Source organism: Roseomonas sp. KE2513 (genome assembly GCF_016107305.1).
Taxonomy (GTDB): domain Bacteria; phylum Pseudomonadota; class Alphaproteobacteria; order Acetobacterales; family Acetobacteraceae; genus Roseomonas.
In genome coordinates this window covers 35589-61515 of record NZ_RCVR01000022.1, presented here as the reverse complement: position 1 = coordinate 61515, position 25927 = coordinate 35589, and the positions used below count along the sequence as shown (strand labels likewise).

Here is a 25927-nt window from a genome sequence, read left to right as displayed (position 1 = left end):
CTCCGGCGTGAGTTACCTTCGACTGAGCGCAGCCTTGATCCTGAATGGCGACCAAGGCTGAGGCCTGCTTCGAGAGGCACCCGGCAGGGAGAAGCGGCGCGTCCTAGCGACGCCACAGGCGCCCATCCGGGCGGATCGGGAAGTCGGCGTCGAGCTCGGCCAGGCGCTCCTGGTAGCGGGCGAGATAGGCGGCGGCGTCGAGCGTTTCCATGGCGTCCAGATCCTCGGCCGCGGCGATCTCGTGGTAGATGTCGAGGTTGGCGAGATCCGGGCGGGGCAGCGTGCCGGCGCGACGATCCTCCTGCATCTGACCGTAGAGCGCTTCGAGAGAGCGGACCAGGCCGGGCGTGTCGAAGAGGATGCAGGTGTCGCGGTTCGCCCTCAGTCGGGCGCGGAGGGCCGCCAGCTGCTGCCTGTCCTGCGCGAGTTCGATGGCCCGCGCGACGTAGCTCTCCGGCGTGTGGCAGACCATCTCAGGCAGCCTGGCCGCGGTGACGAGGCTGGCGCAGACGCGCGTGGCGAAGCTGCGGCCCGAGAGCGCGAGGATGGGCAACCCGACCCAGAGGGCGTCCGACGCGGTCGTGTGCGCGCCATAGGGAAAGTTGTCGATGAACAGGTCGGCGAGCTGCATGCGCGCCAGATGCTGCGGGTTGGGCATGCGGCCGGCGAAAATCAGCCGATCCGGCGCGACGCCGGCGGCCAGTGCCTGGGCGCGCAGCCGCTCGTTGGTGTCGGCGGTGCCGCTGAACAGCCAGAGAACGCTTCCCGGCACCGCGCGCAGGATGGTCATCCAGCGGGCGAAGCAGCGCGGCGTCAGCTTCTGCATGCCGTTGAGGCAGCAGAACACGAAGGCGTCCTCCGGCAGGCCGACCTGCTGGCGCGTGAGCGCCGGGCCGATCACGCGCTTGCGGTCGTTCGGCTGGTAGCAGGGCAGGCGGAGAACCCTCTCGGAATAGTAGGCCTCGCTCTCCGGCGGGATGATCACGTCATCGGCGACGATGTAGTGGTGGTAAGGGCTGCCCATCGAACCGGGAAATCCGAACCAGTTCACCGCGATCGGCGCCGGGCGCATGGCGAAGACCTTCGTGCGCGCATCCTTCGTGTAGCCGTTGAGGTCCACCAGGATATCGATGCCGTGCTGGCGGATGAGCTGGGCCGCGCGGGCATCGTCGATGCCGTTCAGGTCGGTCCAATGATCCACCGCGCGCTTCGAGCGCCGGTGCGTCTCATCCGCGGTGTTGATACCGCAGTAGTAGGCGAAGACCTCGATGTTCTCGCGGTTGTGCGATTCTAGCACGTCGGTCATCGCGAAGCCGACGGCGTGGTCCCGCAGGTCGGAGGAGAGATAGCCGACCCGCAGGCGGCGCCCCGGCTCGGGGGCGCGCGGAACCTCCATCAGGCGCGGGCGCGGCGGACGGCCGAGGGAACGACGGGCATAGTTGTAGGCCGTGGCGAGATGGAAGACGGGATCGTCGGTGAGGTAGGCAGCGGAGAGCGGCGAGATGGCGGATTGGAGCTTCGGCTGCTCGAGCCGGTTGCTCGCGGCCAGGACGGGCCACTTGCACTGCCGCTGCCGCAGCGCGATCAGGTGCTGCACCACGTCGGGCTGGTCATGGTTCAGTTCGAGGGATTGGCGGAGCGCGTCCTCGGCAGCGGTGTCCTCCTGCGCGGCTTCGAGCACGCGGCCGGCCTGCTTCAGCGCGAGCAGCTTGTAGTTCAGCGCGTCCGGCGTCACGCCGGACTGCGCGTTCGCGAAGGCCAGCCAGGTTTCCACGGCAGGCCCGGCTTGGCCCATCCGCTCCAGCAGGCCACCCAGGTTGATGTGCGGCGGGCCGAAATCCGGCTTGATGCGGATCGTCTCCCGCAGGGCGTTGATGGCGCCGGGCAGATCACCGGAGTCGGAGAGACAGACCGCGTAGTTGAAGTAGATCGCCGGCGCACCGGGATGCCCGGCGTTGAGGGCGAGCCAGGTCTTGTAGAGCGTGACAGCGAAGAGCAGGTCCTGCGCGGCAAGGCGGCCCGCCTCGCCGATCAGCTCCTCGGCCGTCATCAGCCGGGCCTGGATCCGGGCCAGGGCTGCCGCCAACTCCGCCGCGCCGGGCTGGAGCAGAGGGGCTTGGAATTCCGCTTCGGACAAGGAAGCAACTCCTTCTTGGATCCCGCGTCGGCCCGGCCGATCCCCTGGCCTTAACCGTTCCGCCTTTTTCACGAATTTGCTGCCCCGCGCCCCCTTGGGCAACCCGATGCGACGACCAGGCGCGGGTGGATGAAGGAGCGGGCCGGGAGATGCCCCGGCCCGCCCGGTGCTCAGCTCAGCAGCGTCAGCAGCGCGTTCACCTGGGACGTGTTCATGGACTGCACCTGGGTGGTGGTGAAGGCGGCGCCCTGGGTGGTCGTGAGCGCGGCGATATCCGACGAGTTGAAGCCCGAAATCTGGCTCGTGGAGAAGGCCGCGATCGCCGTGGTGGTGAAGCCGCCTGCCTGGGTGGTGGTAAGCGAGGCGATCTCCGCGCTCGTCAGGCCGCCGACCTGGGTCGTGCTGAGCGCGCCGATCTGTGTGGTGGTCAGGCCGCCAATCTGGGTCGTGGTCAGTGCCTTGATGGTTGTCGAGGTGAGGCCACCGAACTGGGTGGTGGTCAGCACCGCGATATCCGTGGAGGTCAGGCCGCCGATCTGGGATGTGGTCAGGGCCCCCAATTGCGTGGACTCCAGCGCGCCGACCTGGGTCGTGTCCAGCGCTGCCAGCTGCGTGGATTTCAGGCCGGCGAACTGAGTGGTCGTGAGCACCGCGATATCGGTTGTTTCCATACCGCTGATCTGTGTGGTGGTGAGTGCCGACAGCTGCGTGGACTTTAGCCCGCCGATCTGCGTCGTGCTGAGCGCTGCCACCTGGGCGGAGGTGAGGCCGCGGAGTTGGGCGGTGGAGAGCGCCGCCACATGGGTGGAGGTGAGCCCGCCGAGCTGGGTCGTATCCAGTGTTCCAAGCTCGGTAGTGGTGAGGCCGCCGATCTGGGTGGTGGTGAGGGCGCCCAGCTGAGTGGAAGTGAGGCCGCCGACCTGGGTCGTCGTGAGAGCGGCAAGGACCGCCGTCTTCAATCCGAGGATCTGCGTCGTCGTCAGTGCCGCAAGGTCGGTGGTTTCGAAGCCGACGATCTGGGTGGCAGTGAGCGAGCTCAGCTGCGTGGAGGTGAGGCCTGCGAGCTGGGTGGTGTCGAGGGCGCCGAGTTGGGTGGACCTGAGGCCTGCGAGCTGGGCGGAGTTGAGGGCGCCGAGCTGGGCGGCGGTGAGGCCGGCGAGCTGGGTGGTGGTGAGGGTGCCGAGCTGGGCGGAGGTGAGGCCGGCGAGCTGAGTAGTGGTGAGCGCGCCGAGCTCGTCGGTGGTGAGGCCGCCGAGCTGGGTGGTGGAGAGCGCGGCGAGCTGGGTGGACCTGAGGCCTGCGACCTGCGTGGTGGTGAGGGCGCCGAGCTGGGTGGTGGTGAGGCCGCCGATCTGGGCGGTGGTGAGGGCGCCGAGCTGGGTGGAGGTGAGGCCGCCGAGCTGGGTGGTGCTGAGGGTGCGCAGCTGGGTGGAGGTGAGGCCTGCGACCTGCGTCGTGGTGAGCGCGCCGAGCTCGGTCTCGGTGAGGCCGCCGAGCTGGGTGGTGGAGAGCGCGGCGAGCTGGGTGGACCTGAGGCCGCCGAGCTGGGTCGTGGTGAGCGCGCCGAGCTGCGTCGTCGTCAGGGCGCGCATCTGGGTGGTCGTCAGCGCGCCGATCTGACTCGTGCTCAGGACGCCGATCGAGGTCGTCGTCAGGCCTTGGATGACGGTGGTCGAGAGCCCAGGGATCTGGGTGACGGAGAGATCCGCGATGCCGCTCATGACGGGCGCACCTCGGTCACGGCCTCACGGCGGGCCCCGATCCGGCCCTGGCCGTCACTTGGTGTGGACTTGAACCGCATCATCCTGCTCCCAGCCGTGAGACTTGTTGATCGCCGACCGGGCCGCACGGGCGCGCCGGCCTGGTTGCGCTGCTGTGGCTGAGCGTGGCAGGGCCGCATTACCAAAACTCTAAGAAGCGGGGTCTTCGTTCGATGGCCCGGGAGGGCGCCATGGCCACTACCGGGTGGCGGCATCGACCTGGGGCGCGGCCTGGTTTGCGGCTTGCTGGAGCATCAGGCGCGAGAGGAGGCGCCGGCCCGCAGCGCTTCGGCGGGATGGGCCCGGCCCCTCGATCCCGCGGGCCAATGGGCAGCGACTCGAGCGCGGCATTCCGCGTCAGGGCTCGCGAAGGCTCTCGTTGAGCCCGCGCATGAGCGGGTAGAGGATGTAGGAGATCACGCTCCGCGTTCCGACACGGATCTCCGCCGCCAGCGTCATCCCTGGAATCAGCCGCGTGCCCTCGGGCATTCCCTGCAGCGCGGTGTCGCGCAGCTCCACCACGGCGCGATGATAGGCGGTGGAGCCACCCGCGGCGCCCGTCGAGGAGGGCGCCGAATCCGCGACGATGGCGCGCAGCCGACCGGTCAGCAGGCCGTGCCGCTGATAGGGGAAGGCGTCCACCTTCACCCGCACCTCGTCGCCCGGCTTCGTGTAGCCGACATCGGCGGAGCCGACCGCGATCTCGGCAACCATCGCGGCGCTGCCCGGGATCATCGTGATGAGGGGCTCGGCCGCGTTGAGCACGGAGCCCACCGAGCGCTTCGCCACCTCCAGCACCACGCCGTCCTCCGGCGCGGTGAGCTCTACCAGCCGGTTCACCAGGTCCGCCTTCGACAGGTTCTCGTCCACGGCCAGCGAGTCGGCGCGGGTTTTGACCAGCTGCTCCGTCAGCTCGCGCCGCCAAGAATCGATGAAGGCCTGGCGATCGGCCTTGAGCGAGAGAATGGCCTGCTGGGCCGTGTTGATCTGGGCGATGGCCGCCTGCAACTCCCGCTCGTTGCGCACGCGGGCGGCCTGGGCCTCCACAAGGTTCAGCCGCGAGCCGCTCTGCGAGCGGAAGAGGGTGTTGCGCATCGACTCGACCTCGCGCGCGAGGGCGACCTGCTGGGTGAGCAGCTCGCGATTTTGCTGCGCCGTCGCGACCTCCACCTCGTGGCTGCGGAGCCGCTGGTCGATGTCTGCCAGGCGCGAGGTGAACTGCGCCTGCCGCTGGCGATAGAGCGCCCGCTGGAGCATCAGCTCCTGCGGGCCCGACTCGGGGTCGAAGGGCGTGCCGTCCAGCTCAGCCTCCAACCTCCCCTGCTGGGCGCGGATGGCGCTCCTCTGGGCGAGCAGCACGGCGCGGTCAGCTTGCGCGAAGGTCGGGTCGAGCGAGGCGAGCACGTCGCCCTTGCGCACGGCCTCGCCCGGCTTCACCCGGATCTGGCGGATGACCGAGAGCTGCATCGGCTGCAGCACGATCGTCGGCGAGTCCACCGAAAGGCGTCCCGTGCCGGCCACGATCACGTCCACATGGATGATGCTGGCCAGCAGGACCATCGTCAGGAAGAGGGCGACGGCGATCCGGTGCGTGTTGCGCAGCAGGGAGGGTGCCGGGCGCGCGATATAGTCCTCGAGGTCCGGCTGGGGCGGGGCGAAACCCTGCTGCAGCCAGGCGCGCTCTGCTGCGTCCTCCGAGGATTGGCGCGGCCGACGAAGCCGCGCGACGAGCGAGCCCGTCCGAGCCGGCGGCGGGGCGGCGGGCGCGGAAACCGGCTCGTGGTCGAGCGTCGCGCTCACGCGAAATGCTTCGTCTGCTGCCGCCACAGGTTCTGATAGGCGCCGCAGCGCTCGAGCAGCACCTTGTGCGGCGCGAAGTCCAGCACCCGGCCGTGCTCCAGCACCAGGATGGCGTCCGCTCCGGCCAGCGACGTCAGGCGATGGGAGACGATGATGAGGGTGCGGCCGCGGGCGATCTCGGCCAGATTGTCCTGGATCACGGCCTCGCTCTCCGGGTCGAGCGCGCTGGTCGCCTCGTCGAAGATGAGGAGGTTGGGCCGTGTCAGCAGGGCGCGCGCGATCGCGAGCCGCTGGCGCTGGCCGCCCGAGAAATTGGAGCCGTTCTCCTCGATCATCGTGTCGTAGGATTGCGGCAGGCGGTTGATAAACTCATCGGCGCCGGCGATCCGGGCGGCCTCCATGATCTCCTCCAGCGTCGCCTCCGGCCGCACCGCCGAGAGATTCTCGCGCAGCGTGCCGCGGAAGAGGAAGTTCTCCTGCAGGACCACGCCGACGCTGCGGCGGAGATGCACGAGGTCGATGTGGCGGATATCGACGTCGTCGAGCCGGATCACCCCCTCCTGCGCGGTCTGGATGCCCTGGATAAGGCGCGTGACCGTCGTCTTGCCGGAACCCGAGCGGCCGACCACGCCGATCACCTGGCCGGGCGCGACCGTGAAGGAGACCGCATTCAGTGCCGGCGGGCTGCCGGGGCGGTAGGCGAAGGTCACGTTGTCGAAGACGAGCTGGCCGGAGACCGCCGGGCGCAATCCCTGGTGTCCCGGGTCCCGCTCCGCCGGGTGGGACATCACCGTGCCGAGCATCCGCACCGCCAGCATCGTCTCCTGATACTCGTTCAGCAGGCCGACGATCTGCACCAGCGGCCCGGTGACCCGGCCCGAAACCATGTTGAAGGCGACCAGCGCGCCGATGCTGAGCGAGCCGTCGAAGACCTCCATCGCGCCGAGCGAGAGAACGCTGATCTGCATCAGCTTCTCCAGCCCCTGCATCATCACGCCGGCGAGTGCCGAGAGGCGGCCGACGGTCGCGCGGCGCTCCATTCCCGCGGTGATCTTCTCGTTCCACACGGCCTGGCGCGCCGGCTCCAGCGCCAGCGACTTCACCGTGCGCATGCCGTGGATCGTCTCGACCAGGTGTCCCTGCCGCGCGCCCTCGGCCTGGTAAAGGCCTTCGAGGTTGCGGCGGAAGGTCGGCACCATGAAGCCGATCAGCAGCGCCATGACGAAGGAGAAGGCGAGGACGAGCGTGGTGAGCTTGCCGCTGTAGAGCACCATCACCGTCAACATCAGTGGCAGGGACACGGCGTCCAGCGCTGTCTGCAAAAGGCGCCCCGTGAGGAACTGGCGGATCGTGTCCGTCTGCTGCAGGTTGCGCGCCAGCACGCCGGCCGTGTTGGCCTCGAAGAAGAAGAGCGGCAGGGTCAGCAGGTGCTGGAAGGTGCGCGAGGCCAACCGGGCGTCGATCTTTCCCGTGACCACCGTCATGAGGTACTGCCGCGTATAGGCGAACAGCCCGTCGAAGGCCGCCAGCGTGCAGAACATCACCACCAGGGCGAGCAGAGTCTGGTAGCTGTGGTGGGTGATGACCTTGTCGATCAGGATCTGGAACATCAGCGGCGTGGCGAAGGCGATCAGCGCCGACATGAGCGCGGCCAGCACCACGTCCCGCAGCAGGCTGCGGTGGAGCAGGATCTCCGGCAGGAACCAGCGCAGGCCGAAGGCGCCCTCGGCGCGCGGCTTGCGGTCGGCCTTGCAGACCACCAGCACGCCGCTCCAGTCGCGCAGGAACTCGGCCTGCGCCACCATCTGCACGCCCTGGCGCTCCACCAGGGGGTTCATCACGTAGAGGGCACCGCCGGACTCCGCCGCCGTCGCCTTCACCACGATGACCCATCGCCCGTCCCGCATCAGGCCCATGACAGGGAAGGTGTGGCTTAGCGCGGTGAGGTGCCGCCACTTCCGCCGCCGCACCACGCGCCCGCGCAGCCCTACCTGCCGCAGGATGCGCAGGATGGAGCCGAGCACGTCCGTCTCCGCCACGACCGAGAAGTGCTCGGGGCGGAGCTGGACGCCGTGGTACATGGCGATCATGAACAGGCAGCGCAGTGCCGTGTGCAGCGGCGACATGATCGTCGCCGCCGCGACGGCAAGTCCGTCATTCGGCATCCTGGCCTCCCGGGAGTGGGGCTTTCACGGTGGAACCCGCCTTCAGGCGGCCAGGGGCTCCGCGGTCGCGGGGCCGGCAAGGCCGCGCAGGGCGCCGAGATAGGCCCCGGCCAGGCCGCCGCCGGTCCGGCGGTCGTGCTCGCCGAGCAGGTGCAGCACGAGGTCGAGCGAGCCGTAGCAGTCGTGCAGGATGGCCGAGGCCGCGAGGAGCTGGCGGTCGGAGAAGGTCTCGAGCCGGGTGAAATCGCGCACGAAGATGGCGTCCGCCCAGACGAGCTGGCTCATCCCCTCGTAGATGCTGTTGTTCATCACCATCGGCGCGATCACGCGGCTGACGGTGGGGAAGAAGCGGTGCAGCACGAAGCCCTGCGCGCGCAGGTGCTGCTCGACGTCGGAGAAGAGCGGCTGGTCCTGGTAGAGGGGAAGGAACTCCACTTCCGTCTGGATGACGACGATATCCCTGAGCACGGCCTCGCCGTGGCGCATGGCCATCAGCTCGCCGCCCTGGATGTCGATCTTCAGCATGTCGGCGCCGCGCGCCTCGGGGATGTCGTCCAGCCGCATCGTGGCGACCGGGATCCTCTCGACCACACGGCCCCATTCGGGGAAGCCGTGGAAGCAGTTCAGCACCGCCGGATTCGGCTGCAGGAGGGAGGTCATGCCCGGTGCCGCGCAGACGTGCAGCGTGTGCGCGGCACCGTCGCCGATGGCGTGCGGCAGGTAGGTGTCCCCCGCGCCCTTCATCGCCTGCAGCCGTGCGAGGGCCGCTGGGTTCGGCTCGAAGCCGAGGACCGTCGCGGCGCCCGATTCGAGCAGCGGCGCGTAGGGCGGCGTGCCGTCGATGGGATTGGCGCCGACATCGATGATGCGCAGCGGGACGGAGGTTCCGGTCAGCGACGCGAAGCCCGGGCCTGCCAAGTTTTTTGGCGTCATGAGGAGCGACTCCTGAAGAGGTCCGCGCCAAGGCTAGTCCCCGTCCCTTCAGAGAAGATGAAGATCGCGGGGCCCTTTGCCCGGGCAGGGGCATGATCGGGCCGTCGCGGTTAACCGATCCTTCGCCCGGCGGGAGCAATCTGCCCGCCTGTCCCGAGGCGCAAAAATGGTACGCCGCTCCATCCCTCTGCTGACGGCCTTCCTGCTGGCCGCCTGCAACATCGGCCCCGATTACCAGCGGCCGGCCGACAACGTGCCCGGCTCCTTCGCGGGGCGCGCGGGCACGCTGCCGGTGCTGCCGACCACCGCCTGGTGGCTCACGCTGAACGACCCGATCCTGGACGGGCTGATCGAGCGCGCGCGGCGGGCGAATCCGGATCTCGGCCGTGCGCAGGCGGTGGTGGCGGAGGCGCGGGCCGCGCTCGCGCAGGCGCAGGGGGGCGGGACGCCGCAGTTGAACGCCGGGGCCTCGGCCAGCTACGGGCGCTCCTTTACCTCGCCTAATTATTACGGCCGCACGGCCGGCTACAGCACGGCCGGATTCGATGCCTCCTGGGAGATCGACCTCTGGGGCCGCAACCGGCGCACGGTGGAGGCGGCGGCGGCGAATGCCGAGCTGGCCGAGGCGGAGGCGGACGACGCCTTGCTGACGCTGCTCGGCGACGTCGCGCGCAGCTATGTGGAGCTGCGCGGCACCCAGGCAGGGATGGAGACGACGAACCTCACGATCGAGAACCAGAAGCGGTCGAACGAATTGGCAGCGCGGCGCGCGGCGGGGGGCGATGGCAGCAGGCTGGAAATCCTCCAGGGCGCGACGCTGCTGCTGCAACAGGAGGCGCAGCGGCCGGTACTGCAGGCGCGGGCGGATCTGCTGATCAACGCCCTCTCCACCCTCTGCGGGGAGGCGCCGGACGCGCTCAGCGCGCTGCTCTCGCCGCCCGGCCCCATCCCGCAGGGGCCGCTGCCGGACCCGAGCGTGCCGGCGGACCTGCTGCGCCGCCGGCCGGACGTGCGCGCGGCGGAGCGGCAGCTGGCGGCGGGCGTCGCGCTCGTCGGGGCCGCGATGGCCGAACGTTATCCGAGCCTCAGCCTCTCAGGCAGCCTGACGCTCAGCGGCGGCACGATGTCGAGCGTCATGGCGGCGCCGCTCTTCGCTCTCTCGCCGAGCCTCCGGGTCCCGGTCCTCGACGGCGGGCAGCGGGAGGCGGCGGTGGATATCCGCCGCGCCCAGGCCGAGCAGGCGCGCCACGCCTATCGCACCGTGGTGCTCAAGGCGCTGCGGGAGGTGGAGGATGCCATGGCGCAGGTGCGGAGCCTCACGCAGTACCGCGACGGCCTGAAGCAGGCCGTGCAGACGGCGGGGAAGGTGGTGGACACCGCGCGCTCCCTCTACAGCGCGGGGGCGACGGATTTCCTCCAGGTGCTCGACGCCCAGCGCGCCCTGACGGCAAGCCGCGACGCGCTCGCCCAGGCGGAGGCGGCGCGGACGATCCAGGTCGTGGCCCTGTTCAAGGCGCTCGGCGGCGGGTGGCAGACGGAGCCGAACCCGAGGGTGGCAGCCCGCTGACGCACCCGCGCCGGGGGGGCTCAGCCCCGGCGGTGCCTTGGGGCGCGCGGTGCGGCGCTCCGCGGCAGGGGCTGCATGGCCTCCACCTGGATATGCGCGTCCTCGGCGCCGGGACGGCGGGCATTCGCCGCGAAATGGGCGGCGGCGTAGGGGGCCACCTCCACCTGCGTCTCCCGCCCGAGGATGCGGATGCGCCCGATTTCCGCGCGCGAGACGTCGCCGCGCTTGCAGAGGAAGGGCAGCAGCCAGCGCGGGTCCGCCTGGCCATCGCGGCCGACGCTGAGGCGGAACCACACGCCCTCGGAGGGAGGCGGCGGGCCGCCGTCGCGCGGGCCGTCCGCCATGGTGCGGCGGGCGCGGTCGGCGCTGACGGGGGAGAGCTCCTCGGGTGCCGGCAGGGGCGCGCGCATGAGCTTCACCAGCGCGGCCGCGAGGGCCAGCGGGTCGGCGGCGGCGGGCTTGTCCGGGGCTGTCTCCGTCTCGGGGCGGCTCCAGGCAGCGTCGTCGTTGCTCGGCGCGGGGGCACCGGTGAGGGCCGCGAGCGGCAGGCCGCCGCCGACGAGGGTGCGGGCGATCGCCAGGTCATCCTCGGCGGCCTCCTCGGTCAGCAGCTCGCGGGCGCGGGCGGCGATGCGCTCGGCATCCTTCGCGCGCACGGCCTCGGCCGAGGGAGCCGGACCCCAGCTCGCCTCGACGCGGGCGGCCGAGAGAAGGCGCTCGGCAATCCGGCGGCGGGAGGGCGGAACGATCAGCAGGCTGATGCCCTTGCGCCCCGCGCGGCCCGTGCGGCCGGAGCGGTGCAGCAGCGTGTCCGGGTCGCGCGGGAGTTCCGCGTGGATGACGAGGTCCAGCTCCGGCAGGTCGATGCCGCGAGCGGCGACGTCGGTGGCGACGCAGATCCGCACATGACCGTCGCGCAGGCTCTGCAGCGCGCGGGTGCGCTCGGCCTGGGAAAGCTCGCCGGAGAGGGCCACCGCCGCGAAGCCGCGCTCAGAGAGGTTGCCGTGCAGTCGGGCGACGGCCGCGCGGGTGGCGCAGAAGACCATCGAGATCGGCGCGTCCTCCAGGCGCAGCGCGTTCACCACGGCGCGCTCCACGTCGCTCGGCGCGACGAGGGCGGCGCGGTAGGTGATGTCGCCGTGCGGCTCGTCGCCGGAGGTCGCCTCAATCCGCAACGCGTCGCGCTGGAACTGCTTCGCCATCTGCGCGATCGGCCGCGGCACGGTGGCGGAGAAGAGCAGGGTACGACGCGTCTCGGGCAGGGCGCCGAGGATCGCCTCCAGCTCCTCGCGGAAGCCGAGGTCGAGCATCTCGTCGGCCTCATCGAGGACGACGACGCGCACGGCGCCGGTCTTGAGGTTGCCACGGTCGATGTGGTCGCGCACGCGGCCGGGGGTGCCCACCGCGATGTGCACGCCGGCCGAGAGGGCGCGGCGTTCGGCCACCGGGTCCATGCCGCCGACGCAGGAGGCGATGCGGCCGCCCGAGGGGCCGTAGAGCCAGGTCAGTTCGGTCTTCACCTGCAGCGCCAGCTCGCGCGTCGGCGCGACGATCAGGGCCAGCGGGTGGCCGGGGGCGGGCAGGCGCGGGGCCTCACCGAGCAGGTCGGTGGCCATGGCGAGGCCGTAGGCGACGGTCTTGCCCGAGCCGGTGCGGGCGGAAACCAGCAGGTCGCGCGCGCCGGTGCCCTCGGCCAGCACGGCGGCCTGGACGGGAGTGGGGGTGGCGTAGCCGCGGGCGGACAGGGCGTCGCGCAAGGGCTGGGGCAGGGAGTCGAAAGACATCTCAGGCGTCCATGAAGAAGGGGCGCCTGATCGCGGCTCCGGCGTGCGTCAGGGCACGTCGTGGCGCGGGGGGGCGGCGCGTTCGGGGGCCGGGCGCGGTCGAAGCGGCACCGGAGACGGAGATATCGGTGTTCGGCCGGCCAGCCACAACCGGCGGCTGCGCATTCCAGCCCTGCGGCGGGGCGGAACTCCCTCCCCAATGGCGGCGAGGGCGCGCGCTTCCTCGAGCCGCTCGCCCAGCGGGACGGAGCGGCGGCCGCGCAGCAGGGCGCGCAGACGGCCGAGGGTCACGCGCCGGTTGGCCCAGAGGAAGGCGCCGCTCAGCAGCCCGATGCCGGGCGCGCGGCGGAAGGGCTCGCCGATGTCGATATCGTAGGGATGGCAGTAGATCCAGGCGAGCGGCCCCTCCATCCGCCCGGCCATGGCGCGCAGGTCCCAGGCCGGCAGGTAGCGGAGATACATGCCGCCGAGGAAGGGGAGGCGGGCCGGGCCGAGCCGGGCGAGGGGCACCGGAAGCTCAAGCAGTTCCTCGCCGTCGCCGAGGCGCCAGGCGAAGGGGTGGCGGGGCGCGAGGGGATGTCCGTGGCCGAAGCAGCGCGCCGGCAGCACGGAGGAGGAGTAGGCGTGCCCGGCCTCGGCGATCACCCGCGCCGCCCATTCGGTGCGGGCCGTGAGGGAGAAGAAGGGCGCGCGGAAGCCCGCGACCGCCTGGCCGGAGAGGTCCTGCAGCGTCGCGCGGGCGCGCGTGGCCTCGGCCAGCAGGCCCGCGGGGCCGAGCGCCCTGAGCGGCCGGTGCGTCTGATTGTGCGAGGCGACCTCGTGGCCACGGGCGGCGATGTCGCGCACCAGCCAGCGCGCCGCCTCCGCCACCTCGCCAAGAATGAAGAAGGTTCCGCGGGCGCCGGTCTCGTCCAGCAGGTCGAGCAGCGCGGCCGTCGCGGCCAAGTGGCGCCGGCCGGTCGGGTCGGTCGGGCTCGGCTCCACGTCCGCCGTGAAGGTCAGTTGTTGCGGAATGGGCGCGAAAGGGCAGGGAGCGTGGCGCGCGCGCACCTTCCATGTTGTAACATGTCGGGTCATGGAGCTTTCATAAAGCGCAGCGACATTCCTTGTGCTTAACCATGAAACAACATGGGGGCCAGGATGGAGGCGCCCAGGGTGGAGACGAAAGAGTGGCTTCGATCACGGCGATGACGGCCCTTGAGGCGGAGGTGGCGGAACTGATTGTCGGCGCCCTGCAACTGGAAGTGGCGCCGGCGGAGATCGATCCGGAAGCGCCGCTTTTCGGGGAGGGGCTGGGATTGGACAGCATCGACGCGCTGGAGATGGCGCTGGCCGTCTCGCGTAAATACGGCTTCCAGCTCCGCTCGGACGACGAGCGCAACGGGCGGATCTTCGCCTCGCTCCGCAGCCTTTCCGCGCACATCGAGAAGAACCGGGTGGGCTGAGATGCCGCCTCGCGGAAGGGGGGTGCGGCTCGCGGGGCGTCTTGGGACGCGCCTCGCGCCCGCGGTGGTGCTCGGCGCAGCCTGGCTCGCCTTCGGCCAGGATGCCGCGCGCGCCGTGCTGCCGCTCCTGCCCACCCTGGCCTGCGCCGGCTTCGCCTGGGGTTTCGCGCGCACGTTGCGGCGCGGGCGGGAGCCGCTGATCGCCCACTACATCCGCTTCGACGAGCGGCGGGACGGCGCGGAATGCGCTGTTTATGCCCGTCGTCTCACCGCGGTCTGGGCGGTAGCCCTTGCGCTCGCGGCCGTCGCGCAGCTTCTGCCCCTGGCCGGTGGCGGCCCGGCCTGGCACCTGCTGCCGCTCGCTGCCCTCCTCCTGCTGTTCCTGGGGGAGCACGTGGTGCGCAGCCTGTGCTTTCCGGCGGGCGGCATTGCCTGGCCCGACCAGACCTTCCGCGCCATCCTGCGGGCGGAGCGGGCGCGTCATGGATAGCCCCTTCTTCCTCAACCGCGCGCCGGGCGCAGTGCTGGCGCGGCGCGGCGCGGAGGCCGTCACGGCCGCGCGCTTCCTCGCGGATGTGGCGGCGCTGGCCGCGCGGCTGCCGGACGGCGTTTGCGTGCTGAACCTCTGTGCCGACCGCTATCTCGCGCTCGTGGGGTTCGGGGCGGCGCTGGCGCGGGGGCAGGTCACGCTGCTCTCGGCCGATCGCTCGCCGCACCGGCAGCGAGCGCTGGCGGCCCTCTATCCCGGCACCTATGCCCTGACTGACGGGGCGGAGACGGCGATCCCCGCCGCCGTGGCCGGAGCCTGGGGCGAGGGGGAGGGCACGAACTTCGCCATCCCGGCCGAGGCGAAGGCGGCCATCGGCTTCACCTCCGGCAGCACGGGGGAGCCGGCGGCGCATGCCAAGCCCTGGGGGGCGCTCGTCGCGGGGGCGCGTGCGGCGGCGCGGCGCTTCGGGCTGGACGATCCCGCCGACACCGCGACGGTTATCGGCACCGTGCCGGCGGCGCATATGTACGGCTTCGAGACGACGATGATGCTGCCGCTGCAGGCACCGGTGGCCATCCATTCCGGCCCGCATTTCTATCCTGTCGAGGTTGCGGAGGCGGTGGCTGCCGCGCCCGGGAGGCGCGTGCTGGTGACGACGCCGCTGCAGCTCCGCGCCCTCGTCGCAGGGGGTGTGTCCGGCGTCTCGGCGGTGATCTCGGCCACCGCCCCGCTCGCCCCTTCCCTCGCCGCCGCGGCCGAGGCGTCGCTCGGCGGCGGCGTGATCCCGGTGCTGGAGATCTACGGCGCGACGGAGATGGGCTCCATCGCCAGCCGCCGCACCGTGGAGGGCGAGGCCTGGACCCTCTACAACGGCGTCTCCCTGCGGGCGGAGGGGGAGGAAGTCGTCAGCGCCCTCGTGCCCGGCCTTCCCGCGCCGGTGCCGCTCTCGGACCTCGTGGAGCTCGCCCCTGACGGCCGCTTCCGCCTGCTGGGGCGGCGCGGAGATATCGTGAAGCGCGGCGGCCGCCGGGCCTCCCTGGCCGGGCTGAACCGCGTGCTGAGCGAGATCGAGGGGGTAGAGGACGGGGTCTTCCTCGCGCCCGAGGACCTCGACGCCAATCCCACCGCCCGCCTGGCCGCCTATGTCGTGGCGCCGACGCTCACCCCCGCTAGGATCCTCCTCGCGCTGCGCGGGCGGGTGGAGGACGTCTTCCTGCCCCGCCCGGTGGTGATGGTGGAGCGCCTGCCGCGGGATGCCGTGGGCAAGATCACGCGGCGGAGCCTCGATTCGCTGCGCGAGCGCCTGCCGCAGGCCTCGGGAAGCGGCACGTGAGCGAGAGCCGCGCCTTCCGTTTCTCGGTTCCGGGGGAGCACCCCTGCCTGCCCGGGCACTTCCCCGGCCGCCCCGTGGTGCCGGGGGTCGTGCTGCTCGACCGCGTCATGGCGGCGGCGGGGCTCGCGGGCGCGGCGCGGCTACCCTCGGCGAAATTCCTGCGGCCCGTGCTGCCGGGGGAGGAGGTGCTGGTCGAGCTGCGCCCGCTGGAGGGCGGCCGCCTCGGCTTCACCGCGCATGTGGGCGGTGAACTCGCCTTCCGCGGCGAGGTGGCGCCGCCATGAGCTGGACGCGCGAGCGCGAGCGGGGCGGGGCAGCGCTGCGGCTGATGGCCTGGATCGCGCGGCGCATGGGCTGGCGCTTCTCCCACGCGCTGCTCTACCCGGTGACGGCCTGGTTCATGTTCTCAGCCCCCGCGCACCAGCGGGAGGCGGTGCGGCGCTTCCAGCGGCGGGCGCTGGGGCGCGAGCCTGGCTGGCCCGACCTCTGGCGCCCCTATTTCGCCTTTGCCGCGACGATGCTGGACCGGGTCTACCTCCTCCAGGGCCGCACGGCGGGCTTCAGGATCACGGTCACCGGGCTGGAGGCGCTGGACGCGCATATCGCGGCCGGGCGCGGCTGCGTGCTGCTCGGCGCGCATCTCGGCTCCTTCGAGGCGATGCGCGCCCTGGCCGACCGCGGCTGCCCGGTGGAGGTGATGGCCTTCATGTACGAGGCCAACGCGCGCCTCGCCAACGCCGTCTTCAGCGCCCTCTCGCCCGAGAAGGCGGAGCGGGTGGTGGCCCTCGGCCGTCCCGATTCGATGCTGCGCGCGAAGGAGTGCCTTGATCGCGGGGGGCTGGTGGGCATCCTGGCCGACCGCCGCCCGGCGGTGGGGGAGGACCGGGTGGTGCCGGTGCCCTTCCTCGGCGCCACGGCGCCGCTGCCGGCGGGGCCGCATATCCTCGCGGCCGTGCTGGGGGCGCCTGTGATGCTCGCCTTCGGCATCTGGCGCGGCCCGCGGCGCTACGAGATCCGCTTCGAGGAATTCGCCGAACGGGTGGTGCTGCGGCGCTCGGCACGCGAGGCGGACCTGCGGGACTCGGTGCTGCGCTACGCCGCCCGGCTGGAGGAGGTGGCGCGGGAGCACCCGGCGAACTGGTTCAACTTCTACGACTTCTGGGAGGAGATGGGCGCCCCGGCCCCCGCCCCAGCCCTGGCTTCGGAGGCCGCGACGCAGCCGGCGCCGGCCGTCGCCCGGCGCGCGGTGCTGACCATGCCCCTGCTGGCCCTTCCCGCCGCCGCGCAGGAGGGCGGGCTGGAGGCGGTGATGGCCGCCCTGGCCGCCGTGCGGCGGACCGAGGCTGATTTCGTCGAGACAAAGGAGATCGCGGGGCTGGCCGACACCCTGCCGAGCAGCGGCACGCTTCTCTGGCAGGCGCCCTCCACCCTCGAGAAGCGGGTGGCCGAGCCCTTCCAGGAGCGGGTGGTCGTGAGCGGGGACCGGCTGGTCTACGAGCGCCCCTCGCGCGGGGAACGGCAGGAGGTGAACCTCGACCAGGCGCCAGAGGTGCGGGCGCTGGTGGAGGCGATCCGCTCCACCCTCGCCGGGGACCTCGTGACGCTGCGCCGCTTCTACCAGGTGTCCTTCGAGGGCGCGCTGCCCGCCTGGACCATCGTGCTGCACCCTCTCTCGGTCCGGGTGCGCGCCGTGGTGCAGCGGGTGGAGATTCGCGGCACCGGGGGCGGCATCCGCTGGTTCCAGACGGTGGGGAACGAATCCTCGGTCATGCGGGTCACGCCGCGCTCGTGACCGATCCTTCCACGGTTGCCGCCCGCGGCCGGGCTGCCCTGCGCCCGGCCGTCGCGCTGCTGCTTCTCGCCCTGCTCGGCGCCGCCTTGTTCCGGCTGGTCGAGATCCGCACGGACATGGCGGATTTCCTTCCCCCCGCCGCGACGCCCGAGGCCGCCTTCCTGCTGGGCGAACTGCGCGACGGCGCGGCGGCGACGCTGCTGCTGGTCGGGCTTGAAGGGGCCGAGGTGCCGGAGCTCGCGCGCGTCTCGAAGTCGATGGGTGCCGCGCTGCGCGACGGTGGGCTCTTCGCCTTCGTCGGCAACGGCACCGGCGACCTGACGGAAGGAGAGCAGGCGCTGCTGTTCCGCTACCGCTATCTCCTCTCCCCCGCTCAGGGGATTTTCGAGGTGCCGGCGCTGCGGCGGGGGCTGGAGGCGCTGCTGGACGGACTGCGCTCCTCCCTCTCGAACGTGCTCTCGCGCCTTGGCTTCGCCGACCCCACGGGGGTGTTCCTGGAGATGCTGCGCGGCTGGCTCGGCGGCAGCACCGTGACGATGAAGGACGGCGCCTGGTTCGCGGGCGGCGAGGGGCCGCCGCGCGCGCTGCTGGTGGCGCGCAGCCGGGCCGCGGGGACGGACATGGAGGGGCAGCGGGAGGCCTCCGAGACCGTGCGCGCCGCCTTCGCCGCCGCCGGGCCGAAGGGGGTGCGGCTGCTGCTCTCCGGGCCCGGCGTCTTTGCCGCCAGCGCGGCCGCGGCGGTGAAGGCGGATGTGGAGCGGGTCTCGATCCTCTCGGGCGCGCTGCTGCTGGGCTTCCTCGTCTGGCGCTACCGCTCGGGCGCGATGCTGCTGGCGGCGGGGGTGCCGCTGCTGGCGGGCAGCCTCGCGGGGGCAATGGCCGTCGCGCTCGTCTTCGGCCGGGTGCAGGGGGCGGCGCTGGGCTTCGGGGTGACGATGCTGGGCGTCGCTGTGGATTATCCCATCCTGCTGCTGACGGGCCGCCGGCCTGGGGAAGCGCTGGGGGCGGCCGCGCGGCGGATCTGGCCGACGCTGCGGCTGGCTGCCGGGGCGGCGGCGATGGGGCTGGTGGCGATGATGGCCTCGGGCTTTCCCGGCCTCGCGCAGCTCGGGCTTTTCGGCGCGGCGGGGCTGCTGGTGGGGGTGGCGGTCACGCGCTGGGGGCTGCCGCGGCTGCTGTCCTCGGAGTCCGTAGTGGCGCGGCCGCTGCCGGCGCTCGTCCTGCAGGCTCTGGGCCGGTTGCGCGGGCGGCGCCCCCTGGCCTGGGGTGTGATGGCGCTGTCGGTGGCATGGCTGGCGGCCGCGGGCCTCCCGCGCTGGGAGGACGACATCGCCCGGCTGAGCCCGGTACCGGAGACGGAGCGGAATCTCGACGGGGAACTCCGCGCCCAGCTCGGCGCACCCGACGTGCGGCACCTCGTGGCCCTGAGCGGGCGGAGCGAGGAGGCGGTGCTCCGTGCCTCCGAGCGGGTGGGCGAGGCCTTGGCGCCCCTGCTGGCCGATGGAAGGTTGGGCGGGCTGGACCTGCCCAGCCGCTACCTGCCGAGCCGCGCCGCGCAGGAAGCACGCCAGGCGGCGATGCCGGCGCCGGAGGTTCTCTCAGCGCGGCTCGCCGAGGCCATGGCGGGGCTTCCCTTCCGCCCCGAGGCCTTCGCTTCCTTCCTGGCGGCGGTGGAGGAGAGCCGGACCCTGCCGTTGCTGGACCTGGATGCGCTGGCGGCGGCGCCGCTGATCTCGGCCCGCCTCTCGCCGATGCTGTCGCGGCGGGGGCAGGGGTGGCAGGGCCTCGGGCTGCTTTCGGGCGTCGCCGATGCGGGTTCGGTGCGGGCGGCGGTGGCCGGGCTGGGCAACCCCGGGATCCTCTTCGTGGACGTGAAGGGCGAGACGGAGGGGATGATCGCCGCCACCACGCGCGGCGCGCTCCTCTGGTGCGGGGTGGGCGCCCTGGCCGTGCTGGCGCTGCTGGCGGCGGGGCTGCGCGGCCCTCTGCCCGCCCTGCTGCGGGCGGCGCCCATCGCGGGCGCGGTGCTGGTGGTGCTGGCGGTCCTCTCGGCGGCGGGGGAGCGGCTGACGCCCTTTCACCTCGTGGCGCTGCTGCTGATGGCCGGCGTCGGATTGGATTACGCCCTCTTCCTCGGCCGGGCGGAGCCCGATTTGGCGGAGGCCGCGCGCACCCTGGCCGCCGTGCTCACCTGCACGGTGACGACGCTGCTCACCTTCGGGATGCTGGCGCTCTGCGCCACGCCGGTGCTGCACGGGATCGGGCTGACGGTCTCGGTAGGGGTGGCGGCGGCCTTCCTGTTGGCGCTCGGGTTGGCGCCCCACGCAGGGCGATCCATCCCGTGAAACGCTCTTGCGGCCGTGCCCGCGGGATGAAATTCAACCTCTGCCCCGCTGCACAGCGGGCTTGCCCGATGCGATAGAGCCTTCAGATGTCATTGATGCTTCCCCCTCTCGCCCTCGCCGCCCGCAGTGCCGTCAGTGCCATGGGCACTGGCCTGGCGGCGACGCGCGAGGCGCTGCACGCCCGTCGCGGAGGCCTCGCGCCCTGCGACCTGCCAGGCATGCCGGAGGGGATCTGGACCGGGCGCGTGCCGGGGCTGGAGGAGGTCGCGCTGCCGGAGGCGCTGACCCGCTATGCCTGCCGCAACAACCGGCTGGCGGAGCTGGCGCTGGGGACGGACGGCTTCGCCGAGGCGGTGGCAGCGGCGGCGGATCACTACGGCGCGCATCGCGTGGCCGTGGTGCTCGGCACCAGCACCGCGGGCATCGCCGAAACCGAGGCGGCCTATGCTCGGCGTGGCGAGGACGGCGCGCTGCCGACGGAGTTCGACTTTACCCACACCCACGACCTGCACGCGCTGCCGCGCTACGTCCGCGCGCGCCTCGGTCTCTCGGGACCGGCGGTCTCGATTTCCACCGCCTGCACCTCGGGCGCGCGGAGCTTCCTGGAGGCGCAGGTGATGATCGCCGCCGGCCTCTGTGACGCGGCGGTGGTGGGGGGCGTGGACACGCTCTGCCGCATGACGCTGCACGGCTTCCGCGCGCTGGAGCTGCTCTCGCGCGGCGCCTGCCGGCCCTGCGCCGCGGACCGGGACGGGATTTCGATCGGCGAGGCCGCGGGCCTCGTGCTGCTGGTGCGGGCCGGGGACGCCGCGCCCGGCAGCCTGGCGCTCCTCGGCGCCGGGGCGAGCGCGGACGGGCACCACATGTCCTCCCCCCATCCGGAGGGGCTGGGCGCCATCGCCGCCATGCGCGCCGCGCTGGACGCGGCGGGGGACGCGCCCGTCGACTACGTGAACATGCACGGCACCGGCACGCGGGCGAACGACGCGATGGAGGGGAATGCCATCCGCGCGCTCTTCGCGGACCGTGTGCCCTGCTCCTCCACCAAGGGATGGTCGGGGCACACGCTCGGGGCCTCGGGCGCGCTGGAGGCGGTGATCGCCTCGATCTGCGTGGAGGACGGGCTGGTGCCGGGCTGCCTCGGCGTCGAGACGCCCGACCCGGAGTTCGGCGTGGATCTGGCCGTGAAGAATCGTGCCGCGCCGGTAGAGCGGGTGCTGAGCAATTCCTTCGGCTTCGGCGGCAGCAACCTCGCGCTGGTGATGGGTCGGGCGTGACCGGCAAGCGCGAGGGGCCTGGGCGCCCGATGAGGTGCGACATCGCCGGTATTGGTCTGCTCGGCCCCGGCTTGCCCAGTTGGGAGGCGAGCCGCGCGGTGCTCGCGGGCGGGGTGCCCTGGGAACCCGCGCCCGTCGCCCTGCCGCCGCCGGTCGCGCTGCCGCCGACCGAGCGGCGGCGCACCAGTCCCTCCGTGCGGCTCGCCCTCGCCGCAGCGGGCGAGGCAGCGGCCGGATCGGGGCTGCCGGCGGCGGAGCTGGAGACGGTCTTCGCCTCCTCCAACGGCGATGGCGCGGTCGTCGGCTCGATCCTTGAGGCGCTGACAGTGCCGGACGGGGCGATCTCGCCGACGCAGTTCCACAACTCCGTGCACAACGCGGCCGCGGGATACTGGGGCATCGCCATGGGCTCGACCCGCGCCTCGGTGAGCCTCGGCGGGCATGACGACAGCTTCGCGACGGGGCTGGTGCAGGCGGTGGCCTCCGTGGTGGCGAGGGGCGTGCCGGTGCTGTTCTGCGCCTATGACGCGCCGCTCGCGCCGCCGCTTGACGCCAAGCGCCCCACCGACGCGCCCTTCGCCGTGGCGCTGGTGCTGGTGCCGGAGGGTGGCGTGCCGCTCTCGGTCGAGTTGGCGCCGGATGCGGAGGTGACGCCCGCCGGTGAGATGGAAGGGCTGGCGCGGGGCAATCCCGCCGCGCGCTCCCTGCCGCTGCTGCGCGCGCTCGCGGCGGGCCGCGCGGCACGAATCGCGCTGCCGCTCGCCGATGGCGGCGCGGTGGTGCTTGAGGTCGGCGCGTGACGCCGCAGGTGCCGCATGCCGGCGCGATGCGGCTGCTGGATCGCGTGCTGTCGCACGACGCCGATTCGATTCTTTGCGCCGCCGTCTCGCACCGTGACCCCGCGAACCCGCTGCGGCGGGACGGGATGCTGCCCGCCGTTTGCGGCGTGGAGTACGCCCTGCAGGCCATGGCCGCGCACGGGGCGCTGACGGGCGACGGGGCGGCGCAGGCAGCGGGCTATCTCGCGAGCCTGCGCGGCGTCTCGCTCCGCGTCGCGCGGCTGGACAGCATCGTGGCGGACCTGCGCGTGGAGGCGCGCGCGCTGTCGCGCGCCGCGCGCGGCTTCGTCTACGCCTTCGAGGTCTCGGCCGAGGGTGAGGCGCTGCTCTCGGGTCAGGCGGCCATCATTATCCCGGAGGCCGCATGATCCGCGCGCTTGTCAGCGGCGGCGCGAGCCCGATCGGCGCCGCCATCTCCCGTGCGCTGGCGCGGGACGGGCATCATGTTATCGTCCACGGCAGCGGCAACCCGGAGCGGGCGCGCACCGTCGCGGCGGAGATCGCGGCGGCCGGCGGCAGCGCGGAGGCCGTGGCCTTCAACCTGACGGACGCCGCTGCCTGCGAGGCCGCTCTCGCGCGGCTGCTGGAGGGCGGCGCCATTCAGGCCGTGGTGCACAACGCCGGCACGCATGACGACGCGCCGATGGCCGGCATGTCCGCGCGCCAGTGGCATTCCGTGGTGGACGTGTCGCTGAACGGCTTCTTCCACCTCGTGCAGCCGTTGCTGCTGCCGATGATCGGCACGCGCCGCGGGCGGATCGTCGCCATCTCCTCCGTCTCTGGCGTCATGGGCAACCGGGGCCAGGCGAACTACGCCGCGGCCAAGGCCGGGCTGCACGGCGCGGTGAAGTCGCTGTCGATGGAGTGCGCGCCACGCGGGGTGACGGTGAACGCCGTCGCCCCCGGCCTGATCGAGAGCCCCGCGGCGGAGGCGTTCACCAAGGAACAGATCCGCGCGATGGTGCCCGCCCGCCGGGCCGGCCGCCCGGAGGAGGTGGCGGAGCTGGTGGCCTTCCTCGCCTCCGATCGCGCGGCCTACATCACCGGGCAGGTCATCTCGATCAACGGGGGAATGGCGTGACCATCGAGACGCTTTCGACGCGCATCACCTACGAGAACCCCTGGACGCGCGTGCGCGAGGACATCATCCGCCGCGCCGACGGCAGCCAGGGCCTCTACGGCGTCGTCGAGCGCTCGGACTTCGTGGTGGTGGTGCCCGTGCAGGACGGCCGCGTGACGCTCGTCGAGCAGTACCGCTATCCCGTGCGCGAGCGCCTGTGGGAATTCGTCATGGGCATGTGGGAAACCCGCCCCGGCACCGACCCGGCCGCCATTGCCGCCGGGGAACTGCGCGAGGAGACCGGCCTCGTCGCCGGGCGCATGACCTATGCCGGGGAGATGTTTCAGGGCGCCGGCTACTGCAACCAGCGCGGCCACGTCTTCCTGGCAACCGAACTGACGCGCGGCGAGACCTCCCGCGAAGCGACGGAGCAGGACCTTATCTGCCGGGATTTCCCGATGGCGGAACTCGAAGCCATGCTGCGCGACGGCGTGATCCGCGACGCGATGAGCATGGCCGCCTTCGGGCTGCTGCGGTTGAAGGGACTGGTCTGAAGACGCCGCTCGCGGCCCCCGGAGAGGGCGCTGCCCTCTCCGGACCAGCCTGGTTGGACCTATAGGTCCAACCCTGGACCTGCGTCTGGCTGGCGCGGATGCGGTGATCTGAGGCTGGTTCCCTTTGCGGGCGCCCTTCCTGCGCGTGCAGTCGCCTCGGGTCCACGACCCGAGGCGCACCGGCCGCCAAGTGTTCCAAACTGATAAAAGAAGATGATGGCGAGGGGTACGGGGAGAGGAAGAATTCCTTCTTCCTCTCCCCGGAGGCACAAGCGCTACCCGCCGAAAGCCGGGCGCTATTCCGTCCCCAGCAGCCCCTCGATCACCCCGCGCAGGAGCGAGACGCCTTCGGACAGGCGTTCGAGAGCCAGCGGCCGTCCGCGAGCATCGCCGGTGGTGGCGAGGGTGGTGCGGTCCTGGGCGAGTTCGCGGGCCGAGAGGCGGCCGTCGCCGTCGTAGTCGAGGCTTTCGAGGGCCACCTTCGCCGCGGCCAGGCCGCCGAGGGTGCCGGCGCCGCCGGCGAGGCCCGCGAGTTCCGGCGTGGCTTCGGACTGAATGGAGATCAGCCAGGCCGCACCGCGGAAGAGGCGGGCGAGTTCCGCCGTGCCGAGGAGGTTGTCGCCGGAGACGTCGCCCACCCGGATAATGGCGGCGGCGCAGTCCGGTACGCTGCCAGCCCCAGGGCCGGTGCCGGGTCCGCAGGCGGCTTCCAGCACCTCGATGGCGCCGAGGAAGGCGATGCCTTCGCCCTGGGCCGCGAAGGGAAGCGGGGTGGCGGGGCAGCGTCGCCAGCTGGTGACGGGGGTATCGCCTGGCAGGCGGTCGTCGCGGGTCTTGTTGGTGGGCTCGGCGGTTTCCAGCGCGTCGCCGGCCGCACGGAGGAGGAGGCGCGGGGCCTCCGCGCCCCGGCCGGTGCCGATGGTCCAGCCGGCAGCCGAGCGCGTCTCGGTGAAGCGGAGCAGGCGGGCGGGCCCGTCGGACGGCGCGCGCGCAGCAGCGCGGGCCGAGAGGACGAGCATGGTCGCGGGGGAGGCGCAGTCGCCCGCGAACCAGGCGCCGCGCAGGGCTTCCGGCACCGGGGTGAGAGGCTGCGTCCCCTGCGCGCGGGCCGCGAGGGGCAGGAGGAGGGCGAGGGCGAGGAGGCGAATCATGGCAGGGGCACCTCGATACCGGCGCAGAGGTCCACGGGCTCGCGCGTCGCCTCGCGGCCGTCGCGGAGCACGGCGGTCAGGCGGGCCGCGCAGCCGGCGCCCTCGGGCGGGGCGACGTCAAGCGTCTCGTTGCGGCCGAGCACGGTGGCGCCGAGGCGGTCCGGGCCGCGCGGCGCGCCGGGCGCGTCGATGTAGAGCTCCACGATCGGCAGGCTGGCAGTGTTGCGCAGGCGGATGCTGCCGGGGCGGGGGCCCTCATCTTCCTCGCCCTCGTCGAGGCGGGCGGCGGTCGTCCAGCCGGGGCGGACGACGATGGCCGCGGTCTGGCAGATATTCACCTCCCGCCGCTCCTCAGCGCCGCCGGTTGGGAAGACGACGCGCAGATCCACGACGCAGTCCACGGGTAGGGTGAGGAGCTGGCGCTCGCCCCGGCCGAGGCCGCCGGGCAGGCGCTCCGGCCCCCAGTCGCCCTCGGTGGAGGAGGAGACGTAGACCTCGTCGATGCGGGCGAGGTGGCGGTTGACGAAGGTGACGCCCCGCTCGGGCGGGCGGGGAATGCCGCTGCCGTCGAAGGTGACGTCTGCCTGGCGGCAGAGATCGACATCGCGCCGCGCCTCGGCCGAGCCGTCGGCGTAAGTGGCGCGGAGATCGGCCGTGCAGCCGGGCAGGCGGAGGCGCAGGCGGAAGGTGCTGCCGTCGGGCGCGGATTCGCTGCCCATCCGGTTCACGCCCCAGCCCTCCTCCGCGTTCAGCGCGGGGGAGCGGCCGCCGGGGACGACGTGCAGGCCGGCGAGCACGCGGCCGGAGCGGTTGGCGACCGTCATCTCCCGCCAGGTGAGGGAGGGGTCGGCGAGAGTCACGCGCGCGCCGCGGCACACATCGGTGCGCGGGCGCGCGACCTCGGTGCCGTCGGCCAGCACCGCGGTAATGTCGAAGACGCAGTCGCGCCGGCGGCCGAGGCGGAGGCGGTAGGGGCGGCCGGCGGGCACGATCTCGGCGCCCAGCCGGTCGGGGCCGCGGGGGGCGCCGGCAGGGGTTGCGTAGAGCTCGTGGAGGTCGAGGTCGGTGTCGTTGTTGACCACCACCTCCCGCGAGGGAGCGGAGGGGTCGCCGAGGACGACGCGGGGGCTGCGGCAGAGGTCCACGCGGCGCTCGTCGGCCGTCTCGTCGGCCAGGATCGCGCGCAGCGACCAGACGCAGGCTTGGTTGCGCCCGAGGCGAAGGCGAAGGCTGCTGCCGGGCGGCAGGGTATCGGCGCCGAGGCGGTCCGGGCCCGGATCCGTCTCCGTGGCGGGGGCGAGATAAAGCTCGCGCACCGCCATGCCGGTCTCGTTGGCGATCACCGCCTCACGCTCAGCGCCCGCCCGACCGGGCGTCTGTGCGGGGGCCGGCAACGCGCCGAGGAGGAGGGCGAGGAGCCCTGCCACCAACCCGAGTCCAGCCCTGGACCCCGGCCAGGAGCCGGGCAGGAACCCACGCATGAGAGACTTCCGGT

The 25927-nt window shown here is 72.6% G+C and carries 21 protein-coding genes; 12 read left to right on the top strand and 9 right to left on the bottom strand.

Going from position 1 to position 25927, the window contains the following annotated elements; translation table 11 throughout:
* Nucleotides 1-103: 103 nt before the first annotated feature.
* The 5 genes from D9599_RS20080 to D9599_RS20060 all read right to left on the bottom strand — a co-directional run bounded on the left by D9599_RS20080 (nucleotide 104) and on the right by D9599_RS20060 (nucleotide 8795).
* A complete protein-coding gene (locus D9599_RS20080; RefSeq protein WP_232480708.1) occupies nucleotides 104-2137 on the bottom strand; it encodes a hypothetical protein in 2034 nt (677 codons plus the stop codon).
* 170 nt (nucleotides 2138-2307) lie between these two features.
* On the bottom strand, nucleotides 2308-3858 hold the full coding sequence (locus tag D9599_RS20075; protein WP_198383068.1) for an S-layer family protein: 1551 nt from the start codon (nucleotides 3856-3858) through the stop codon (nucleotides 2308-2310).
* Nucleotides 3859-4254: 396 nt separating this feature from the next.
* Entirely contained in the window at nucleotides 4255-5697 is a 1443-nt protein-coding gene (locus D9599_RS20070) for an HlyD family type I secretion periplasmic adaptor subunit (RefSeq protein WP_198383067.1), read from the bottom strand.
* Entirely contained in the window at nucleotides 5694-7862 is a 2169-nt protein-coding gene (locus tag D9599_RS20065) for a peptidase domain-containing ABC transporter (protein WP_198383066.1), read from the bottom strand. The genes D9599_RS20070 and D9599_RS20065 overlap by 4 nt, the downstream gene beginning before the upstream one ends.
* Before the next feature lie 42 nt (nucleotides 7863-7904).
* The gene (locus D9599_RS20060; protein WP_198383065.1) at nucleotides 7905-8795 is read right to left on the bottom strand and encodes an FkbM family methyltransferase; all 891 of its coding nucleotides are present in this window, start codon (nucleotides 8793-8795) and stop codon (nucleotides 7905-7907) included.
* A gap of 166 nt (nucleotides 8796-8961) precedes the next feature.
* Between D9599_RS20060 and D9599_RS20055 the strand changes: the two genes are divergently transcribed.
* The gene (locus tag D9599_RS20055; protein WP_198383064.1) at nucleotides 8962-10362 is read left to right on the top strand and encodes an efflux transporter outer membrane subunit; all 1401 of its coding nucleotides are present in this window, start codon (nucleotides 8962-8964) and stop codon (nucleotides 10360-10362) included.
* 20 nt (nucleotides 10363-10382) lie between these two features.
* Here the strand turns inward: D9599_RS20055 and D9599_RS20050 are convergent, their stop codons facing one another.
* Both D9599_RS20050 and D9599_RS20045 read right to left on the bottom strand, forming a co-directional pair.
* A complete protein-coding gene (locus D9599_RS20050; protein WP_198383063.1) occupies nucleotides 10383-12146 on the bottom strand; it encodes a DEAD/DEAH box helicase in 1764 nt (587 codons plus the stop codon).
* Nucleotides 12147-12194: 48 nt separating this feature from the next.
* Nucleotides 12195-13223 (bottom strand): DUF3473 domain-containing protein, encoded by a 1029-nt coding sequence (locus D9599_RS20045; protein ID WP_198383062.1) that lies wholly within the window; start codon nucleotides 13221-13223, stop codon nucleotides 12195-12197.
* 92 nt (nucleotides 13224-13315) lie between these two features.
* On the opposite strand from D9599_RS20045, the gene D9599_RS20040 reads away from it, so the two are divergent.
* From D9599_RS20040 to D9599_RS19990, 11 genes are all read left to right on the top strand, one after another.
* Nucleotides 13316-13591, top strand: coding sequence for a phosphopantetheine-binding protein (locus tag D9599_RS20040; protein WP_309228669.1), 276 nt, complete (start codon nucleotides 13316-13318; stop codon nucleotides 13589-13591).
* Between the two features lie 22 nt (nucleotides 13592-13613).
* Complete coding sequence (locus D9599_RS20035) at nucleotides 13614-14081, top strand: hypothetical protein (RefSeq protein ID WP_198383061.1); 468 nt, start codon at nucleotides 13614-13616, stop codon at nucleotides 14079-14081.
* On the top strand, nucleotides 14074-15414 hold the full coding sequence (locus D9599_RS20030; protein ID WP_198383060.1) for an AMP-binding protein: 1341 nt from the start codon (nucleotides 14074-14076) through the stop codon (nucleotides 15412-15414). Before D9599_RS20035 ends, D9599_RS20030 begins: the two co-directional genes overlap by 8 nt.
* Nucleotides 15411-15698, top strand: a complete 288-nt coding sequence (locus D9599_RS20025; RefSeq protein WP_198383059.1) for a hypothetical protein — start codon at nucleotides 15411-15413, stop codon at nucleotides 15696-15698. Before D9599_RS20030 ends, D9599_RS20025 begins: the two co-directional genes overlap by 4 nt.
* Nucleotides 15695-17206 carry a LolA-related protein gene (locus D9599_RS20020; protein ID WP_198383058.1) on the top strand — a complete coding sequence of 504 codons (1512 nt, stop codon included), beginning with the start codon at nucleotides 15695-15697 and terminating at the stop codon, nucleotides 17204-17206. The genes D9599_RS20025 and D9599_RS20020 overlap by 4 nt, the downstream gene beginning before the upstream one ends.
* Nucleotides 17203-19551, top strand: coding sequence for an MMPL family transporter (locus D9599_RS20015; RefSeq protein ID WP_198383057.1), 2349 nt, complete (start codon nucleotides 17203-17205; stop codon nucleotides 19549-19551). Before D9599_RS20020 ends, D9599_RS20015 begins: the two co-directional genes overlap by 4 nt.
* Nucleotides 19552-19637: 86 nt before the next feature.
* On the top strand, nucleotides 19638-20828 hold the full coding sequence (locus D9599_RS20010) for a beta-ketoacyl-ACP synthase (protein WP_198383056.1): 1191 nt from the start codon (nucleotides 19638-19640) through the stop codon (nucleotides 20826-20828).
* Nucleotides 20825-21628 (top strand): beta-ketoacyl synthase chain length factor, encoded by an 804-nt coding sequence (locus D9599_RS20005; protein ID WP_198383055.1) that lies wholly within the window; start codon nucleotides 20825-20827, stop codon nucleotides 21626-21628. Before D9599_RS20010 ends, D9599_RS20005 begins: the two co-directional genes overlap by 4 nt.
* Nucleotides 21625-22035, top strand: coding sequence for a phosphotransferase (locus D9599_RS20000; protein WP_198383054.1), 411 nt, complete (start codon nucleotides 21625-21627; stop codon nucleotides 22033-22035). The genes D9599_RS20005 and D9599_RS20000 overlap by 4 nt, the downstream gene beginning before the upstream one ends.
* Complete coding sequence (fabG, locus tag D9599_RS19995; protein ID WP_198383053.1) at nucleotides 22032-22748, top strand: 3-oxoacyl-ACP reductase FabG; 717 nt, start codon at nucleotides 22032-22034, stop codon at nucleotides 22746-22748. The genes D9599_RS20000 and fabG overlap by 4 nt, the downstream gene beginning before the upstream one ends.
* Nucleotides 22745-23281 (top strand): NUDIX hydrolase, encoded by a 537-nt coding sequence (locus D9599_RS19990; RefSeq protein WP_198383052.1) that lies wholly within the window; start codon nucleotides 22745-22747, stop codon nucleotides 23279-23281. The genes fabG and D9599_RS19990 overlap by 4 nt, the downstream gene beginning before the upstream one ends.
* A gap of 296 nt (nucleotides 23282-23577) precedes the next feature.
* Here D9599_RS19990 and D9599_RS19985 read toward each other — a convergent pair whose 3' ends face one another.
* Together D9599_RS19985 and D9599_RS19980 are read right to left on the bottom strand one after the other, a co-directional pair.
* The gene (locus D9599_RS19985) at nucleotides 23578-24432 is read right to left on the bottom strand and encodes a hypothetical protein (protein WP_198383051.1); all 855 of its coding nucleotides are present in this window, start codon (nucleotides 24430-24432) and stop codon (nucleotides 23578-23580) included.
* On the bottom strand, nucleotides 24429-25913 hold the full coding sequence (locus D9599_RS19980) for a hypothetical protein (RefSeq protein WP_198383050.1): 1485 nt from the start codon (nucleotides 25911-25913) through the stop codon (nucleotides 24429-24431). The genes D9599_RS19985 and D9599_RS19980 overlap by 4 nt, the downstream gene beginning before the upstream one ends.
* Nucleotides 25914-25927: the final 14 nt, after the last annotated feature.